Here is a 16,877-nt window from a genome sequence, read left to right as displayed (position 1 = left end):
TGTCTCTTAATTAAAAAAATCCTTGTAATACATGATTATTCCCGGCATGATCAGGGCGATAAAGTCTGCCAGCTTTAGCCGCAAAACTTTTAGCGCTTTTCCCATCTGATTTTCTACAGTTTTTATAGACAGTCCAAGTTGTTCGGCTATTTCCCTGTATTTTAATTCTTCAAATCTGCTCATCTGAAATATCGTTCTGCAGCCCTCCGGAAGCTCATCCAGTGCTTCCTTAAGCTTAACCTCCAGCTCAGATAATTCTACTTTTGAGGATGCAGCTTCATGATGGTCATTCCTGGAATAAGCCGCATGATCCTGGTATTTGGCCTTGATGGTTTGATGCTTTATGTAGTTCAGGCTGTCGTTATGTACACATTTATACAAATATGCTTTCAAAGAGGTCTGTATATTCAGCAGATCCCGTTTTTCCCAGAATTTAAGGAACATATTTTGGACAATCTCTTCGGATGCATCTTCATCCCTCAGCATCAAACTTGCATACGCATGAAGTGCCTTATAATGCGATTTAAACAAAAGTTCAAATGCTTCATCGGAAAACGGCTGCTGAAATATTTCTAAAGTTGGAGCACTCAATTTCAAGGTTTTAAATCTTTATAAAGGTATTGGTTTTCTATTCTTATAGGTTAATCCGTTTCAAAAATTCCATGCCTGAGGCGCTGTTTGTAGTGATCAGATCGATATACTGTACTTTTGGGAACCAAAACGAACCACCATTAACACGTACAAATACCCGCTTTAGCAACAGGTTTTTGCCCTCATCCTTAATATAGATCCTGTATTTATGATCTGAATCAGACTTTAATAAGTATAGGGGCAGTTTTTTATAGGCTACCAGACGGATCTCAAATTCATCATTACCCAAAGATTTGCATTTAACACCGTAAGCGAACTTTTTCTCAATGGCAGTCAGTTCTTTAAAACGCTCATTTTCTTCATACCTGATCCATGAACCTTTAACCGGATTTGATGGGTTTAACGTGCCGTCTTCGTTGTAGTTGAGTTCATAGATTACCGTATTGGCATCCGGATTTCTTTGCAGAAAGAACAGCAGGTTATTTCCTTTTGGGGTAGGCAATGTTGCCTCAGGTTCCTTTTGTGCGTGTAAAGGCTGATTAAAACCCATTATGATCAATAGCAGGCAGGCAGTGATCTTCCATTTATCCTTACCGTTAATCTTTAATCTATTGTTAATATTGGCCTGCATTTCGCTTTGTCCTCTCTGCTTCTTTTTGAGCTGGTTTACTTTATGGGTATAGATCTTTCCGGGGCTGGCAAACATAAAAAAGAAAAGCTCTTTTAAGCCGTCGCTGTGTTTAAGGTCGTGTACCATATCGCGGTACTCATGAAAGTTCAGTACAAAAGGGTTGGTTTTGTTCTCAACAGGCGTAGTCAGACCATAGATGGGTTTTTCTTCTTCGTATTGAAAGGTGCCAAATAAATGGTCCCAGATCATCAGGGTTGCCCCAAAATTCTTATCCAGGTATTTTTCCTGACTCCCATGATGAACACGGTGATTGGATGGTGTACCCAGGTATTTCTCTATAAAAGGGTGCAGGGTTCCAATTTTCTCGGTATGTACCCAAAACTGATACAGGGTACTCAACTGGCTTATTACAAAAAATACAAGGGGATGGAAGCCCATTAAGGCTACCGGAATAAAGAATATGGTTTTAACATGTTGCACCCAGCTTTGTCTGAATGCCACGGTAAGGTTGTAATGTTCCGCAGAATGATGCACTACATGTGTTGCCCAAAAGAATCGGTTAAAATGAGAGGTACGGTGTGACCAGTAGCTGCAGCAGTCGTACACAATAAAGCAGGGTATTAATGTCCACCAATTTAAGGTGATACGCCATGGCAGCAGGTTATAGATCCAGATTGCACCGTAAAGCAACACCATTTTCATGAGCAGGTTAACGGCGAGATTTCCAATGCCGATCAGTAGAGAGCCAAAAGTTTCTTTGGCCTCATAAGTTTTGTGTTCACCAAAACAGGAGATGCCACATTCCAATGCCGTGAAAAAGAACACAGCAGGCAACGCATAGACCAATACATCCGGTGCACTTTTTTCTAAGTGATGAATACTTTCCATAGGGATCTGGTCTGCACCAAATATGGAAATGAGATCGTTCAGTGTAGATTTAATTGCTGCCATGGGGGTATAAGTTAAAGTTTAATAGATCAATATCTTAAAGACGATGAGGGGGATAAACCAGTTAAAAAGGGTTTTAAAAGATCACCTGGATACCAGCATTATAACCGGCATATAAGCCATAGAAATTCGTTCCCCGCTTGTTTTCTTTTGACGTGATGTATTTTTTGGTTAGCGCCCGGCCTTCTGCTGTATCTGTACTTACATAGTTCAGCGACGGACCGGCAGACAGGCTTAAAAATGGAGTGATTTTCAGCGTCGGCAATACACGCAGCGTTGCTTTAAAGTACTCGCCTTTCTTAAAACTTTCCAGCATACTTGAGGTAAGCTCTGTATTCAGGCTGAATGTTTTAGCGTTGAAGAAATGCGCACCAAGGCCTGCTTCGGCCGCATACACCTCATCTGTGTTTTCGAAATTATACCCGATCCCAATGATGCCATACAGGACTTTACCGCCAGATCTGAATGTTGCCATGGTGGTCAGGTTCTCATCTGTACTTACACCAATGCTCATTTCACCATTCTTCACAATATTTATAATTCCAATGGGGTAGTCGCTGCTATCGGCAATATTAATAAATCCAGCAATTTGAGATCCCTTTACTTTTTTTGCAATATTGATGAACCCGGCAAACTGTGAGCCTTTGACATTTTCGGCAATATTGATAAATCCGGCAAACTGAGAAGCACCTACTTTTTTACCGGCAATATTGATAAAACCCGCGAACTGGGATCCGGTGAGGTTCGCTGATTTATTGAGGAAACCTGCAAACTGTGCTCCGGAGACATGCTTCGCAATGTTCGAAAATCCCGCAAATTGTGCACCTTTAACATTACCGGACGCAATATTGGTAAATCCTGCAAAAGAAACGCCATTGCTTTCACCATAGGTATTCATAAATCCTGCAAATTGTGCACCCTCTGCCATTTTGCCAATGTGATTTGAAAAACCGGCAAATTGAATCCCCTTAGCACCATTGCGCACTACATTGGAGAAACCGGCAAACGATAAACCTTTTTCTGAAGCTGATATTCCGGCGATTAGATTTACAGATAGATTGTTGGTATCCAGCGGGGCATGTGTGCCGTTCGAGCTGATTGGATAAACGAGTCCGAAGTGTAGTTTCTCTGAAGAGTGCGTTTGTGCGGATGCCGTCAATCCTTCAGTTAGAAATGCAAAGATTGCTATAGCTTTGGTTAGCTGAACACGTGTTTTTTTGATGTTATTTTTAAAGCTCATTTGTTGTCTGTTTTAGTGTAAGACAACGGGATTAACTTTTACCCCTATGCGGGATTAAAATTTTTATGGATATAAAATTGGGTTATAAAAAACCAGATTAGTGTCTGCATTTCGTATTGTTGAATGTGCCCATCATTAAATTTAGCCTTAGATCCTCCGTAATTAGCGGTCGAATACAGCGGCACAACTCCTCGATATGAGGCTAGATTGAATACAACTTGAATACAGGGTAAATCCACGTTCCTTCCAGGTATTTACGGGAATACTTGGATAGAACTTGGATAACACTTGGATTCAATGTACACTTATGTGCAGAACGTGTGCCTTCAGACTATGTCCTGTCTTACAGAATTTTGCTGCAATTAGCACTTCGTTAATTTTGAATTCAAATACATTTTGAATTTGTTATTCCTGTTTGAGATATACAAACAGCATGCTTCTGGTCTGGCCATAAATGGGTTTAAAACCTTAAACAAAGTATGTGTATTTCAGAAAATAGTTAGGCATGACCTTAGTTATCTGAGACAGGTAACGTTTGTCTTCAGCTTTACATCAGATCTTACTAAGAAGTAAGGCAGAAATAAAACGAGATGTTAAATTTTAGGGATCCGTTTTCTGCCAACGTTAAGAATCGTAAATGCAGTGATGGATGTTGCAGTCATAATTGCAACCATGGGAATGGCAGACCGCACATCAAAAATTCCTACGCACACCGATGCCAATGCACCGAGTCCCATTTGTACAGCACCCATTAAGGCAGAAGCAGTTCCTGCATTTTTAGTGAAAGGAGCAAGTGTCAGGGCTGAAGAGTTGGGACTGGCAATGCCCAGGCAACACAGAAATATAAATAGCAAAAAGATAGTAGCCTCTAATCCAAACCAACCATAGATGCTGCCGATCAGGAAAAATATAACAGTTAGTACCTGCGCCATTAATGCAGCAAATATAAGCTGTTCGCTTTTAAAGCGTTTAAGCAGCATGGTATTGATCTGGCTGGAGCCGATAAGACCAATAGAAAGCAAAGCGAAGATCCAGCCATAGGTTTCTTCTTTTACTTCAAAGATATCCATAAATAGCAGGGGTGAGCCTGCTATATAAGCAAATAAACCTGCAAAGGCCATTGCACCGGTAAAGGCGTAAGTGTAAAACTGCGGAACTTTTAATACGGTCATAAAACCAGCAATGATCGGTTTCGGCTTTAAAGACATCGTAGTATCTGGCTTGTAGCTGTCCGGCAGCCAAAGCCAGCTTGCCACTAAATTAAATATGCCAATAGCCATCAGGATCAGAAAAACCATATGCCATCCAAAAGAAACGGTGATATATCCGCCTACAGTCGGAGCAATCATGGGCGAAACTCCCAATACAAGCATCAGCAATGCAAATACTTTGGCATTGTCCTTAACCGGAAATAAGTCGCGCACCATGGCAATGGATGCAACACCAGCCGCACAGCTTCCAATGGCCTGGATAAACCGAAGTGCAATCAGCATGTCTATGCTGGTGCAAAAAATGCATCCTGCAGAAGCAAGTATGTAAATGCTTAAACCAGCATACAATGGTCTTTTTCTGCCAAAACGGTCAAGCAGCGGACCATATAACAGCTGGCCTGCAGAAATGCCGATAAAGAAACTGGATAAGGACAAGGCGACTTTCCCAACAGTAGTGTCCAGATCTTTTGCAATTGCAGGAAATCCCGGCAGATACATATCTATTGAAAAAGGACCAAGTGCAGTGAGTGAGCCCAGTATTAAAATTAGAGAAAAGTATTTTTTGTTCGTCATTGGTCTGTAGAGATCAGATCTGAGATCTGAATTGAATGTCATTGGATGCCGGCAAAGATAACCATTGTACCTTCGTGTTTGAGCTGTTATTTGACCAAATTATGTAATTTTTATACAAGATTCTGTAAGCTAAACCGGTACCTTGAGTGTACCTTTGACAGGTAAATCAAATCAAATGGCCTTACAGGAAAAAACAGATACCATTACACTTCCGGTTTTAGGAATGACGTGTGCAGGATGTGCATCAAGTGTAGAGTCTGTGCTTGCCAGGCAGCCTGGAGTGGAAAGTGCATCGGTTAATTATGCAACTCAAAAGGTTAAAGTGATTTATCATGAAAATACCATTCAGCCTGCAGGTTTTCAAAAAGCATTACAATCGGTCGGTTACGACCTGATCCTGGATGCAGAGGCGGATAGTAAACAGGAAGAGGCTCAGCATACAGCATATAATGCATTAAAGAAACGACTGATCGCTTCTGCATTACTCAGTATGCCTGTTGTGATTATTGGTATGTTCTTTATGGACATCGCCTATGCAAATTATATCATGCTCCTGCTTACGGCACCGGTAGTTTTCTATTTTGGAAAAAACTTCTTTGTCAATGCCTATAAACAGGCAACACATGGCCGCGCAAATATGGATACGCTGGTGGCTTTAAGTACAGGAATTGCATTTTTATTTAGCCTGTTTAATACCTTTTATCCCGAATTCTGGCACAGCAGGGGGTTGCATCCGCATGTATATTATGAAACAGCCGCAGTAGTTATTGTTTTTATCATGCTGGGTAAACTGCTTGAAGAACGTGCAAAGTCGGGAACATCAGCATCGATCAAAAAACTAATGGGTTTACAGCCTTCAACAGTAATTTTAATCACAGATACTGCAGAGCAGGAAATAAATATCAATGACGTTGTTCCGGGAAACCGCTTGCTGGTAAGGTCCGGAGAGAAGATACCGGTTGATGGGGTAGTGTATGCGGGTGAATCGTATGTGGATGAAAGTATGATCAGCGGAGAACCGGTTCCGGTTGCTAAATTGACAGGTGATCGTGTTTTTGCAGGCACGATCAACCAAAAAGGAAGCTTTCGTTTTACTGCAGAAAAAGTAGGTCATGATACGATGCTGTCAAATATCATCCGCCTGGTGCAAGATGCCCAGGGATCAAAGGCACCGGTTCAAAAGCTGGTAGACCAGGTGGCAGGGATCTTTGTTCCGGTGGTGATGCTTATTGCTGTACTCACATTGGGAATCTGGCTTTTGATTGGCGGAACAAATGCATTTGCCAATGGGCTGATGGCAATGGTTACCGTACTGGTTATCGCTTGTCCCTGTGCATTGGGATTGGCAACGCCTACAGCAATCATTGTAGGTATTGGAAAAGGGGCAGCGCATGGAATTTTGATCAAGGACGCGGAAGCACTTGAGCTTAGCTATAAGGTAGATGCAATAGTGCTGGACAAAACCGGGACCATTACGGCAGGTAAGCCCGAGGTTACGTTAATGGAATGGGAACAAGGTTTGTTTTCTGAAGACCAGGATTTGTTTGAACAAATATTTATGGCCATGGAGCAGAATTCTGAACATCCGCTTGCTGCCGCTATAGTCAAACAATTTGAACGGGACCAGGTACGCCCGGTATCTATCAGCGCGTTTAAAAGCCTGACCGGAAAAGGCGTATCTGCCTATTATGAAGACAAACCCTACTTTGCGGGGAGCCATAAGATATTGGCAGAAAATAACCAGGAAATTTCAAGTCATTTGGCAGAACAGGCAAAGTTGCTGCAGGAGCAGGCTCAAACTGTGATCTACTTTGCCAATGGACAACATGTTTTAGCTGTTACAGCGATCTCAGATCAGATTAAACCCGGATCAAAAGCTGCAGTGCTCGCTTTAAAGCATCAAAATATATCCGTTTATATGTTAACCGGAGACAATGCGCAAACTGCAGCAGCTGTAGCTGCTGATATGGGTATTGTTGACTTTAAAGCGGAAGTTCTTCCAACGGATAAGGCCGTATTTATTGAAAAACTACAGCAAGAAGGGAAAGTTGTTGCCATGATTGGAGATGGAATTAACGACAGTCAGGCACTTGCACAAGCAGATGTGTCTATTGCTATGGCCAAAGGCTCGGACATTGCCATAGATGTAGCAAAGATCACTTTGATCTCATCAGATCTGCAGCAGGTACCCAAAGCCTTGAAATTGTCGAAGTTAACTGTTAAGACCATCCGTCAGAACTTATTCTGGGCTTTTATTTATAACTTGATCGGAATTCCGGTTGCTGCAGGATTGCTATACCCGATAAATGGTTTTTTACTGAATCCGATGATTGCCGGAGCAGCTATGGCGCTAAGCTCTGTATCTGTAGTCGGCAATAGTTTACGTTTAAAATTCGCAAATTTGAATACTTAATTCACAATTATATATATACCCTATGCCTACGCTGAAGTTCAAGACAAATATTAAATGTGGCAGCTGCATTGCAGCCGTAACCCCTTTCCTGAATGAATTAACACAAATTGAAAGCTGGAAAGTAGATACAGAGACGCCGGATAAGGTACTCTCTATCGATGCAGAAGAAGCTTTAAATCCTAAAGAAGTAATTAATGCGCTGGACCGTGCCGGTTACCAGGCTGAAAAAATATGATACTCCATGTAAAAAATATGGTTTGCGACCGCTGCATTCTGATTGTTAACCAGCAAATGCAGAACCTCGGGTTTAGGGTTGAGGAGATCTCGCTGGGTAAGGTCACCATTCATCCGGATCCCAATGCCGCACAACTGCAGGATATTGCATCCGCATTCCATGTTTTAGGGTTCGAACTGATCGATAAAGAGAAAGATCAGCTGGTAGAACAAATTAAGAACGAGGTGATCAATTTTGTACATTATTCGGATCTGAATGAAGTAAAGCATAGCCTGATGCACTTGATTGCAGAACGGTTAAATAAAGATTATAGCTATTTAAGCAGGTTGTTTTCTGATACTGAAGGACTAACCATTGAGCGGTATATCATTCAGCAGAAGATTGAAAAAGTGAAAGAGCTGCTGGAATATGGAGAACTTAATCTGAACGAGATCTCGTATAAAATGGGCTATAGCAGCAATGCACATCTATCGGCCCAGTTTAAACTGGTTACGGGCATAGCTCCAAGTAAATACAAATCATCAGCTAACTTATCCAGGAGATCCCTGGATAAGCTGTGATGCTATATTTTTTTAGGATTTGGGTGAGTCGGCGCCAACTGTCGTATCCTGCCAGGTATCAAAATCATGATTTAATTCTTCAATCTTTCTGCGTGCATTTTTAAGGGCGGCGGCACCAAGCAATAACCGTAAAGGCGGGTTTTCTGCTTCTGCTACTTTAATGATTGCTGCAGCAGCTTTTACAGGGTCGCCGGGCTGATTGCCGCTATAGGCCCTGATGCTGGCCATGTTTGCCCCTGCAGTTGCCTTATAGTCTTCGATCTCACTCTTCGCTTCATTTGCCGAACGTCCGGCCCAGTCTGTACGAAATCCACTCGGTGCAATAACGGTTACTTTAATACCCAATGGTACGGTTTCTTTGGCTAAGGATTCTGAAAATCCATCTACTGCAAATTTTGTAGCATGGTAGTAGGAAAGCGCAGGGAAGGCAGTTAATCCACCAATCGATGCGATGTTGATGATATGCCCGCTGCGTTGTTTCCTCATGATTGGAAGCACTTCACGGATCATATTCGCGAGTCCGAAGAAGTTGATGTCGAACATTCTGCGCGTTTCCTGGTCATCACTTTCCTCAGCAGAGCCAAAATAACCAATACCCGCATTGTTCACCAGCACATCTATCCGTCCAAATATTTCGGTTACCTGTTTAACCGCATCAGAAATATGATCAGATTTGGTTACATCGAGCGTAACTGGTATAGCCGTTTCGGGATATGCTTTTACGATATCTTCAATATCTTCAATATTGCGTGCAGCAACAGCTGCCTTATATCCCCGTGCCAATACCTGTATTGCCAGCTCGCGCCCAAATCCGGTTGAACAACCGGTTATTAACCATACTTTATCCATAATATATCCTTCTAATTTCAGCTTAAATAACAATTTTTTAAGGATTTAGTTTCAGTCAGAAAATCATAAGTTTGCTTATCCTATGAATATTCAATCGCGACTTTTCGATTTTTCACAAAAGATCAATTATAAAATAGAAATACTGGCCGGTTTAACGGTGGCCATGACGATGATGCCGGAGTCACTGTCATTTGCAATTTTAGCAGGTTTACCCCCATTAACCGGGTTATATGCTGCGTTTATTATGGGACTGATTACGGCCATTTTTGGCGGCAGACCGGGTTTAATCTCTGGCGGAGCTGGTGCTACAGTCATTGTACTGATTGCTTTAATGCGGTCTCATGGCATTGAATACGTATTCGCTGCGGTTTTTCTGGCTGGCTGTATTCAAATTGCAGTAGGGATCTTTAAGTTCGGCAAGTTTATCAGGCTGGTGCCGCAACCGGTTATGTTCGGCTTTGTAAATGGTTTGGCCATAGTGATATTTATGTCGCAACTGGGACAGTTTAAAACGATAGTCAACAATGAAACGGTATGGTTAACCGGAAATGCATTATGGATCATGCTGGGCCTGGTTGCATTGACCATTGCGATTGTTATGCTGCTTCCAAAATTTACAAAAGCGGTTCCCGCTTCTTTAGTTGCTATTGTTGTGGTCTTTCTGGTGGTACTTGGTTTTGGGATTGATACCAGGACGGTAAAAGATATTGCCGCTGTTGGTGGTGGCTTTCCGCCATTTCATATTCCGAAGGTTCCTTTTAACCTGGAGATGCTGCAGGTTGTTTTTCCATACGGATTGATCATGGCCAGCGTGGGGTTAACAGAAGGTCTGCTTACCTTAAACCTGGTCGATGAAATCACAGGAACACGGGGAAATGGAAATAAAGAATGCATTGCCCAGGGAAGTGCCAATATCTTAAATGGGTTTTTCTCTGGCATGGGCGGCTGCCCGATGATTGCCCAGACTTTGGTTAACCTTTCTGCCGGAGCCAGAAGCCGCTTATCGGGCATCATTGCTGCGATAACGATATTGTTAATTATATTGTTTGGTGCGCCGGTTATTGAAAAGGTGCCTATGGCTGCATTAACGGGGGTGATGATCATGGTTGCTATTGGAACATTTGAGTGGATGAGTTTCCGGATCATCAATAAAATGCCCAGACAGGATGTATTTGTAGGGATCCTGGTTGCAGGCATCACCGTATGGCTGCATAATCTGGCACTTGCCGTATTCATTGGTGTACTGATCTCGGCACTGGTATTTGCCTGGGAAAGTGCAAAAAGAATACGGGCCAGGAAATTTATTGATGATGCAGGAGCGAAGCATTATGAGATCTTTGGTCCGCTGTTTTTTGGATCTGTTGCTGCATTTAATGAGAAGTTTGATGTATTAAATGATCCTATGGAAGTAATTGTTGATTTTAAGGAAAGCAGGGTAGCAGATATGTCGGGCATTGAAGCCTTGAATAAACTGACGGAACGTTATCATAAAGCAGGTAAGATACTACACCTGCAGCACTTAAGTGCAGACTGCCGGCGGTTACTCGAAAATGCATCAGATGTGATCGTGATCAATGTTTTGGAAGACCCGGAATATGGTATTGCTACAGATAAAAAATAACCGGCCTTAATGGGTTGGCTCATATTATCTTAACGTTAATTCCGCTATATAATTTGGGAGTATATCCGAAAATTCGTAACATTAAGACTCAAATTGGGACTAATAGTAAAAAAAACACGCTTAGAGATGCTTTTTTATAAACATTACTCTTTTGACCTTTGGTTAACGCTGATCAAATCAAACCCGGCTTTTAAGATCGAAAGGGCTAAATACTTTCATGCTCACTTTAATGCATCAAATAAGACCATAGAAGAGATCTCTGTTATTTTCAGACAGGTAGATCTGATGGTGAATCATATTAATGAGCGCACGGGTAAGAACATTGATGCAGAAGAGATGTACCTGATGGTGATCAGTATCATCAACGATTTTTCAACAGCTTTTCAGGATATTGATATTGACGGTTTATATGATGAGATGGAAGTGTTGTTGTTAAAACATATGCCTGTTGTTTATTGTTCAGATAGCATTCATGTTTTATATAAATTAAAAGAATCCGGATTGAGCACCACCAGTTTATTGAGTAATACGGGATTTATTAAAGGTAAAACCCTGCGTAAAATATTAAATCACCTGGAATTGGACGTGTTGCTGGACTTTCAGCTATATTCTGATGAAGTTAGAATGTCTAAGCCCAATCTGAAGTTCTTTCAGATGATGCTGGACCAGATCGACAAAACCAAACATGCTGACCTAAATTTAAGTGAAATTATACACATTGGCGATAACCCGTTTGCAGACGTAAAAGGTGCTGAAGCAATTGGGATCAAGAGCCTTTTAATTAACTCGAATCATTTAACCATAGCACACCTAATCTCATGATTCCTTACACCTATGCGTTACACAAGATTGATAATAACATCAATTTCGGATTTCATGCGGATGATTACAGCCGCTTTAAGTTTGGAGATGAACTGGTTGCCAAAGCATTTGGCAAACAACTGGCCAATGGTTTTATCAAAGATTTTTTAGAAGACAACCTGGCATCTGAACAAATTGTGGTCATATCCAGTCCGTATTGTTTCATTCCGACGGCTACCTTTGCCATGAAGAACTACTTTGTATACCAGTTAAACAACTGGCTGGTAGATCAGGGCCGGCTGGTTGTTCAGGAAGCAAAGATCCACCGTACCATTACCTATAAAGATGATTATGGTGAACTGAATGCCGAAGAAAGAATGAAACTGATTGGAAACGACTCCTTTCATATTGATAAGGACTTTCTAAAGGATAAGATCCTGTTCTTTTTAGACGACATTAAGATTACCGGAAGTCACGAGAAGATGATTCTCAGGATGGTGAAGGAATATGGGTTGAAGAATGATATTTTTATGCTGTATTTTGCTGAGCTTGTCAATCATGATATTCATCCGAACATTGAAAACTTTCTGAACTATCACCAGATCAAGTCTGTATTTGATCTGGATGAAATTATTCAGGGAGGTAATTTCTGTTTTAATACGAGGATTGTTAAATATATCTTAAATTGCGATTTTAATAGCTTCTCTATTTTCCTGGAGCGTCAGTCTGATGATTTTATACATAGCTTGTACAACCTGGCATTAGGCAATAGCTACCACACAATAGCATGTTATTCAAAGAACTTAACACATTTAAAAAAGTACATTACAAATAATAACCTTAAACTAACATAATATGGCCATTAACTTGCAAAAAGGGCAGCGTGAAAATATCAATGCCCCAAAATTTACTATAGGTTTGGGATGGGATACCAACAGCTCTACAACAGGTAGTGCATTTGATTTGGATGCTTCTGTTTTTATGCTGGACCAAAATAAAAAGCTGGTTTCGGATGAACACCTGATCTTTTATAATAATTTAAAATCTCCGGATGAATCCGTAGAACATACAGGCGATAACTTAACCGGAGATGGTGATGGTGATGATGAACAAATTAAGGTAGACCTGACCAGGGCTGATGCCCGGGTTTCTGAAATTTGTATCGTGGTAACGATCCATGAGGCCGAAGCCAGAAGACAGAATTTCGGACAAGTAAGAAATTCGTTTGTACGTATCTTTGACGCCGCTACCAATGAAGTGATCTTAAAATATGAACTGGAAGAAGATTTTTCTATCGAGACTGCTGTTGAATTCGGAAGAATTTACAAGCGTGAAGGTCAATGGAAATTTGAAGCAGTTGGAATGGGTATGAAAGGTGGCTTACAGGACTATTTAAATAAATATCAATAAAAAATTATGGCAATCAATCTTCAAAAGGGACAGCGCATCAGTCTCGAGAAAAGCAATGGTAATAAACTTCAGAATATCTGTGTAGGTATAAACTGGGGTGCTATAGAGAAAAAAGGCATGTTCGGCTTTGGTAAAAGCAAAGAAGCGGTTGATTTGGATGGAAGCTGTGCTTTATACAACGAAAATAAACAATTGACAGAGGTTGTTTATTTTGGTAACCTGGGATCAAAGGATGGTGCAGTTAAGCACAGTGGCGATGACCTGACCGGAGATATGGGCGGTGATGACGGCCTGGATAATGAAGTGATCACACTTGACTTTTCGAGGTTAAATCCAGCTGTAAACTACGTCGCTTTTGTACTGAACAGCTTTAGAGGTCATGATTTTGGAACCATTCCTTTTGCATCGATCCGTATTTATGAAGGAAGTCCGAAACGGGTAAATGAAGTATTTGCAAAGTATGATATTGCAAACGAAGCAGGCTTTGCCGGCCATGTATCTATGGTTTTAGGCGTGTTCTATAAAAAAAGCGGGGAATGGAAATTCAATGCGATCGGGGAGCCTACAAAAGATAAGAAACTCGAAGAAACCGTTAAAACAGTAACACAAAGTTATCTTTAATACTGCATTAGATAAAAACTATGGAAACGAACCAAAATCCAACTCAAAGTTTAACTCCGGTAAAGCTTGATAAAGAAGGCAATGTAGACCTTACCGTAATTACACCGGAAGAAGAAGCAAAATTCAAAGAGATCGGTAAATCTTTAGAGCCTTCTGATGTAAATTCTATCCTTAATTATGGGGTTGATGCACAGAATTCGATGGAGAAATACAGTAATGATTTCTTGTCTTCTGTACGTACTTATAACAGTGGTGAAGTAGGCGGACTCATCAATGAACTGCTTACCGAATTAAATTATATTGATGTTGGTGAGCTTGAACAAAGCGGCTTCAAGTCATTTCTTTCCAAAATACCTTTTATTAAAAACCTGGTGGTTGATGTGAAGAAGCTATTTCAAAAATATGATGTAGTAGTTAATAACATTGATAAAATTACCAATAAGATCAAGGCAGGCCGGTTAAATTCCATTAAGGATAACAGCTCCCTGCAAACGATGTTTGACAGTAATATTGGCTACATCAACCAGATGGAAGAGCTGATCATTTCTGGTCAGCTTAAATATAATGAGCTGAGTTTAAAGCTTGCAGAGATGGAAGGCCGTCCGGCAGATTATGAGGACTATGAAATAGCCGATCTGAGAGACTTTATGAGCAGGCTTGATAAAAGACTGGCAGACATGAAGATCGTTCGTTTTATCATGCTGCAGTCGCTTGCACAGATCAGGGTGGTTCAAAATAACAATACATCGATTGCTGAAAAAGCACAATCGATCGTTTCAACAACGATCCCGGTGTGGAAAAACCAGTTGACCATTGCTGTTGCGCTTCAAAGGCAAAAGGCCAATGTGGAAATGCAGAAAAAGATCTCGGATACCACCAATACCATTCTGCAGAAGAATGCAGAGATGCTGAAACAAAACAGCATTGATGTGGCTAAAGAGAATGAGAAAACAGTGGTTTCGTTAGAGACGCTGAAAATGACAACAAGCTCACTGATCGAGACCCTGAACGAGGTTAAGAAAATTCATGAGGAAGGCGCACAGAGCAGAAGGGTTCTTGATGGAGAATTGAAAACGCTGGAAGCTGAATTAAAGAAAAACGTGACCCGCGTTAATTAATTTTAACAAATGGATGAACGACATGCAACTATATTAAGAACATCACGCACAGAGATCGGCCGTTTACAGCTGCTCTCTGTGTTTTTTGAAGAGGAAGCCCTCTATAAGATATATTTGCGCAGCCAGGTCATTCACCAGCTTTTTGAGAACAACGAAGAGCTGGATATTGATAAGCTGGAAATCTTCCACATCCAGTTTACAGCTACACTGATCGAGCTTTTAAAAAAGATCAAAAAAAGCAATGAGAAGAATGTTAGTCTCATCTATGACGAGATCCAGCTCAATAAGGAACTTATAGATAAAATGAGCAGCCAGGTTCATTCAGAAAAGGATTTTAACCTGGATAAGCAGCAGCAGTCGCTCAAAGTCAACCAATCCTTAAGAAGGTTATTCAAGGTGCTTTCCGATCATTCGGAAGAATTCCCTTTTTCCAAAAATATCAATGCATTTAGTTCCAGGTATGCGAATGATTTCTATTATGATATTTCTTCAGGGCAGCTGGGTTCCATCATTGATTACGATCCTAAAAATGTATATGTTGATACGCATGCAACCATAGAAAAAAAGCTGATGGGCCAGTTGAATAAATATGGTTTTAAAACAGAATTCTTCTATGGTTTAAAATCCGGCCAGCTGATTGTTGAGGTGTACAAGTTCATGGATATGGACAAATACTTCTTATTCTTTCCAAGCAGGAATCTTTTTCTGTTCTGTGATCTGGTTAAGCTGAGCGGGGTTGATTTTTCTAACAATCTTTCTGAAAAAGCGAAGATCATCCAGGAGCTGTCTTATAAAAATGATACATTGGAAAGTAGTGCCGCGGCATTAAAGACCTACATTCCAAACGAGATCATTGACCTGCTTAAAGAGAATTACACTAAAATATCTGATATTAACTTCCTGGATCATTTAAATAATTTTGATGTTCAGGCAAATATTTTAAAAGCAATGCTTAAAACCGATCTTTTTTAGCATTTTTAAGAAAATTTATTAAAACGTAAATACAACACGAATTAGAAATGGATAATAGTAATATGATTAATCACCCTGGCGTCATCGTAGGGTTTGCAGTTTTAGTAGTGGTTATGCTGCTGCTGGATCTTGGGGTCTTTAACCGGAAAGTTCATGCGGTGAGCAGTAAAGAAGCTGCAATATGGTCTGTGGTATGGATTACCTTATCCATGGCATTTAGCGGTGTGGTTTATTACATCTCAGGATTTGAGAAATTTACCCAGTTCCAGTCGGCCTATTGGATTGAAAAGGCATTATCTGTAGATAATCTTTTTGTCTTTATTTTAGTTTTCGGGTTTTTTAATGTACCGAAGGAGTATCATCATAAAGTGCTTTTCTGGGGTATTATCGGAGCTTTACTCTTCCGTGCAATCTTCATTTTTGCAGGTGTAGGCTTGATCAATCTTACTTATTTGCCTGAAATGGAATTGTTTGGCCACAATGTTAGAATTAATATCGTGCTGTTATTATTTGGTTTGTTCCTGATCTATGCCGGAATTAAATCATGGGCAGGTGGAGAAGACGACGATGATGATAAGGATTTCAGTAAAAGTGCTGGCGCAAGACTGATCTATAGATTTTTTAAGGTAAGCAAGGAGTTTGATGGCGGCAATTTCTTTACCATAGAAAATGGTATAAAAATGGCTACTCCATTATTGGTAGTGGTTGCCGTAGTTGAGTTTACGGATCTGCTGTTTGCGGTAGATTCTATCCCTGCAATTTTCGCAATTGCACCAGATGATCCATTGATCTTATATACCTCCAATATTTTTGCAATCCTTGGTTTAAGGGCGCTTTATTTCCTGCTGGCTAACTTTATACACATGTTTAGCTTACTGAAATATGGTTTGGCTATTATCTTAACGTTTATCGGGATTAAGATGGTCGTTGCACCAATCTATCACATTTCTTCGCCTTTATCTTTATCAATAGTAGGAGGGGTGCTGATCTTATCGGTTATTGCCTCATTGATATTTGTTCCGAAAGAAACTCCGGAAGCGAAATAGTTATCCGTTTTTCGGACATAAAAAAAGACTGGTCATT

General features: G+C 40.6%; 16 protein-coding genes. 11 read left to right on the top strand and 5 right to left on the bottom strand.

Annotated features, from left to right (window positions below):
- Positions 1-6 precede the first annotated feature (6 nt).
- The 4 genes from ATK78_RS05775 to ATK78_RS05760 form a co-directional block, all read right to left on the bottom strand.
- Positions 7-591, bottom strand: coding sequence for an RNA polymerase sigma-70 factor (locus ATK78_RS05775; RefSeq protein WP_166664832.1), 585 nt, complete (start codon positions 589-591; stop codon positions 7-9).
- A gap of 43 nt (positions 592-634) precedes the next feature.
- Positions 635-2,173, bottom strand: coding sequence for a DUF4833 domain-containing protein (locus ATK78_RS22700; protein WP_166664831.1), 1,539 nt, complete (start codon positions 2,171-2,173; stop codon positions 635-637).
- 73 nt (positions 2,174-2,246) lie between these two features.
- Entirely contained in the window at positions 2,247-3,410 is a 1,164-nt protein-coding gene (locus tag ATK78_RS05765; RefSeq protein ID WP_133575075.1) for a hypothetical protein, read from the bottom strand.
- A gap of 593 nt (positions 3,411-4,003) precedes the next feature.
- Complete coding sequence (locus ATK78_RS05760) at positions 4,004-5,236, bottom strand: multidrug effflux MFS transporter (RefSeq protein WP_243732452.1); 1,233 nt, start codon at positions 5,234-5,236, stop codon at positions 4,004-4,006.
- Positions 5,237-5,369: 133 nt separating this feature from the next.
- On the opposite strand from ATK78_RS05760, the gene ATK78_RS05755 reads away from it, so the two are divergent.
- Genes ATK78_RS05755 through ATK78_RS05745 form a run of 3 tightly spaced genes read left to right on the top strand, consistent with a single transcriptional unit; the run spans position 5,370 to position 8,402 of the window.
- Positions 5,370-7,607: a heavy metal translocating P-type ATPase gene (locus ATK78_RS05755; protein WP_208112319.1), complete on the top strand. Its 2,238-nt coding sequence runs from the start codon at positions 5,370-5,372 to the stop codon at positions 7,605-7,607.
- Positions 7,608-7,629: 22 nt separating this feature from the next.
- Complete coding sequence (locus ATK78_RS05750; protein WP_133575074.1) at positions 7,630-7,842, top strand: heavy-metal-associated domain-containing protein; 213 nt, start codon at positions 7,630-7,632, stop codon at positions 7,840-7,842.
- Positions 7,839-8,402, top strand: coding sequence for a helix-turn-helix domain-containing protein (locus ATK78_RS05745; protein ID WP_133575073.1), 564 nt, complete (start codon positions 7,839-7,841; stop codon positions 8,400-8,402). The genes ATK78_RS05750 and ATK78_RS05745 overlap by 4 nt, the downstream gene beginning before the upstream one ends.
- Before the next feature lie 12 nt (positions 8,403-8,414).
- Here ATK78_RS05745 and ATK78_RS05740 read toward each other — a convergent pair whose 3' ends face one another.
- Entirely contained in the window at positions 8,415-9,251 is an 837-nt protein-coding gene (locus ATK78_RS05740; protein ID WP_133575072.1) for an oxidoreductase, read from the bottom strand.
- An 82-nt stretch (positions 9,252-9,333) separates the two neighbouring features.
- Between ATK78_RS05740 and ATK78_RS05735 the strand changes: the two genes are divergently transcribed.
- The 8 genes from ATK78_RS05735 to ATK78_RS05700 all read left to right on the top strand — a co-directional run bounded on the left by ATK78_RS05735 (position 9,334) and on the right by ATK78_RS05700 (position 16,840).
- A complete protein-coding gene (locus ATK78_RS05735) occupies positions 9,334-10,872 on the top strand; it encodes a SulP family inorganic anion transporter (protein WP_133575071.1) in 1,539 nt (512 codons plus the stop codon).
- A gap of 126 nt (positions 10,873-10,998) precedes the next feature.
- Positions 10,999-11,694 (top strand): HAD family hydrolase, encoded by a 696-nt coding sequence (locus tag ATK78_RS05730; RefSeq protein WP_133575070.1) that lies wholly within the window; start codon positions 10,999-11,001, stop codon positions 11,692-11,694.
- The gene (locus ATK78_RS05725) at positions 11,691-12,527 is read left to right on the top strand and encodes a phosphoribosyltransferase family protein (RefSeq protein ID WP_133575069.1); all 837 of its coding nucleotides are present in this window, start codon (positions 11,691-11,693) and stop codon (positions 12,525-12,527) included. Before ATK78_RS05730 ends, ATK78_RS05725 begins: the two co-directional genes overlap by 4 nt.
- 1 nt (position 12,528) lies before the next feature.
- Positions 12,529-13,083, top strand: coding sequence for a TerD family protein (locus tag ATK78_RS05720; protein WP_133575068.1), 555 nt, complete (start codon positions 12,529-12,531; stop codon positions 13,081-13,083).
- 6 nt (positions 13,084-13,089) lie between these two features.
- Positions 13,090-13,704: a TerD family protein gene (locus ATK78_RS05715; RefSeq protein WP_133575067.1), complete on the top strand. Its 615-nt coding sequence runs from the start codon at positions 13,090-13,092 to the stop codon at positions 13,702-13,704.
- A gap of 20 nt (positions 13,705-13,724) precedes the next feature.
- A complete protein-coding gene (locus ATK78_RS05710) occupies positions 13,725-14,822 on the top strand; it encodes a toxic anion resistance protein (protein ID WP_133575066.1) in 1,098 nt (365 codons plus the stop codon).
- Between the two features lie 9 nt (positions 14,823-14,831).
- Positions 14,832-15,794 carry a hypothetical protein gene (locus ATK78_RS05705; RefSeq protein ID WP_133575065.1) on the top strand — a complete coding sequence of 321 codons (963 nt, stop codon included), beginning with the start codon at positions 14,832-14,834 and terminating at the stop codon, positions 15,792-15,794.
- A 62-nt stretch (positions 15,795-15,856) separates the two neighbouring features.
- The gene (locus ATK78_RS05700; protein ID WP_243732451.1) at positions 15,857-16,840 is read left to right on the top strand and encodes a TerC/Alx family metal homeostasis membrane protein; all 984 of its coding nucleotides are present in this window, start codon (positions 15,857-15,859) and stop codon (positions 16,838-16,840) included.
- Positions 16,841-16,877: the final 37 nt, after the last annotated feature.

It is taken from the genome of Pedobacter metabolipauper, from assembly GCF_004362715.1.
Lineage (GTDB): Bacteria > Bacteroidota > Bacteroidia > Sphingobacteriales > Sphingobacteriaceae > Pedobacter > Pedobacter metabolipauper.
This window is presented reverse-complemented; position numbering and strand designations above follow the sequence as displayed.

Excerpts from the sequence above, each read along its gene's own strand:
- ATK78_RS22700 (WP_166664831.1), bottom strand. The coding sequence starts at position 2,173 with ATGGCAGCAATTAAATCTACACTGAACGATCTCATTTCCATATTTGGT.
- ATK78_RS05765 (WP_133575075.1), bottom strand. The coding sequence starts at position 3,410 with ATGAGCTTTAAAAATAACATCAAAAAAACACGTGTTCAGCTAACCAAA.
- ATK78_RS05760 (WP_243732452.1), bottom strand. The coding sequence starts at position 5,236 with ATGACATTCAATTCAGATCTCAGATCTGATCTCTACAGACCAATGACG.
- ATK78_RS05755 (WP_208112319.1), top strand. The coding sequence starts at position 5,370 with ATGGCCTTACAGGAAAAAACAGATACCATTACACTTCCGGTTTTAGGA.
- ATK78_RS05750 (WP_133575074.1), top strand. The coding sequence starts at position 7,630 with ATGCCTACGCTGAAGTTCAAGACAAATATTAAATGTGGCAGCTGCATT.
- ATK78_RS05745 (WP_133575073.1), top strand. The coding sequence starts at position 7,839 with ATGATACTCCATGTAAAAAATATGGTTTGCGACCGCTGCATTCTGATT.
- ATK78_RS05740 (WP_133575072.1), bottom strand. The coding sequence starts at position 9,251 with ATGGATAAAGTATGGTTAATAACCGGTTGTTCAACCGGATTTGGGCGC.
- ATK78_RS05735 (WP_133575071.1), top strand. The coding sequence starts at position 9,334 with ATGAATATTCAATCGCGACTTTTCGATTTTTCACAAAAGATCAATTAT.
- ATK78_RS05730 (WP_133575070.1), top strand. The coding sequence starts at position 10,999 with ATGCTTTTTTATAAACATTACTCTTTTGACCTTTGGTTAACGCTGATC.
- ATK78_RS05725 (WP_133575069.1), top strand. The coding sequence starts at position 11,691 with ATGATTCCTTACACCTATGCGTTACACAAGATTGATAATAACATCAAT.
- ATK78_RS05720 (WP_133575068.1), top strand. The coding sequence starts at position 12,529 with ATGGCCATTAACTTGCAAAAAGGGCAGCGTGAAAATATCAATGCCCCA.
- ATK78_RS05715 (WP_133575067.1), top strand. The coding sequence starts at position 13,090 with ATGGCAATCAATCTTCAAAAGGGACAGCGCATCAGTCTCGAGAAAAGC.
- ATK78_RS05710 (WP_133575066.1), top strand. The coding sequence starts at position 13,725 with ATGGAAACGAACCAAAATCCAACTCAAAGTTTAACTCCGGTAAAGCTT.
- ATK78_RS05705 (WP_133575065.1), top strand. The coding sequence starts at position 14,832 with ATGGATGAACGACATGCAACTATATTAAGAACATCACGCACAGAGATC.
- ATK78_RS05700 (WP_243732451.1), top strand. The coding sequence starts at position 15,857 with ATGATTAATCACCCTGGCGTCATCGTAGGGTTTGCAGTTTTAGTAGTG.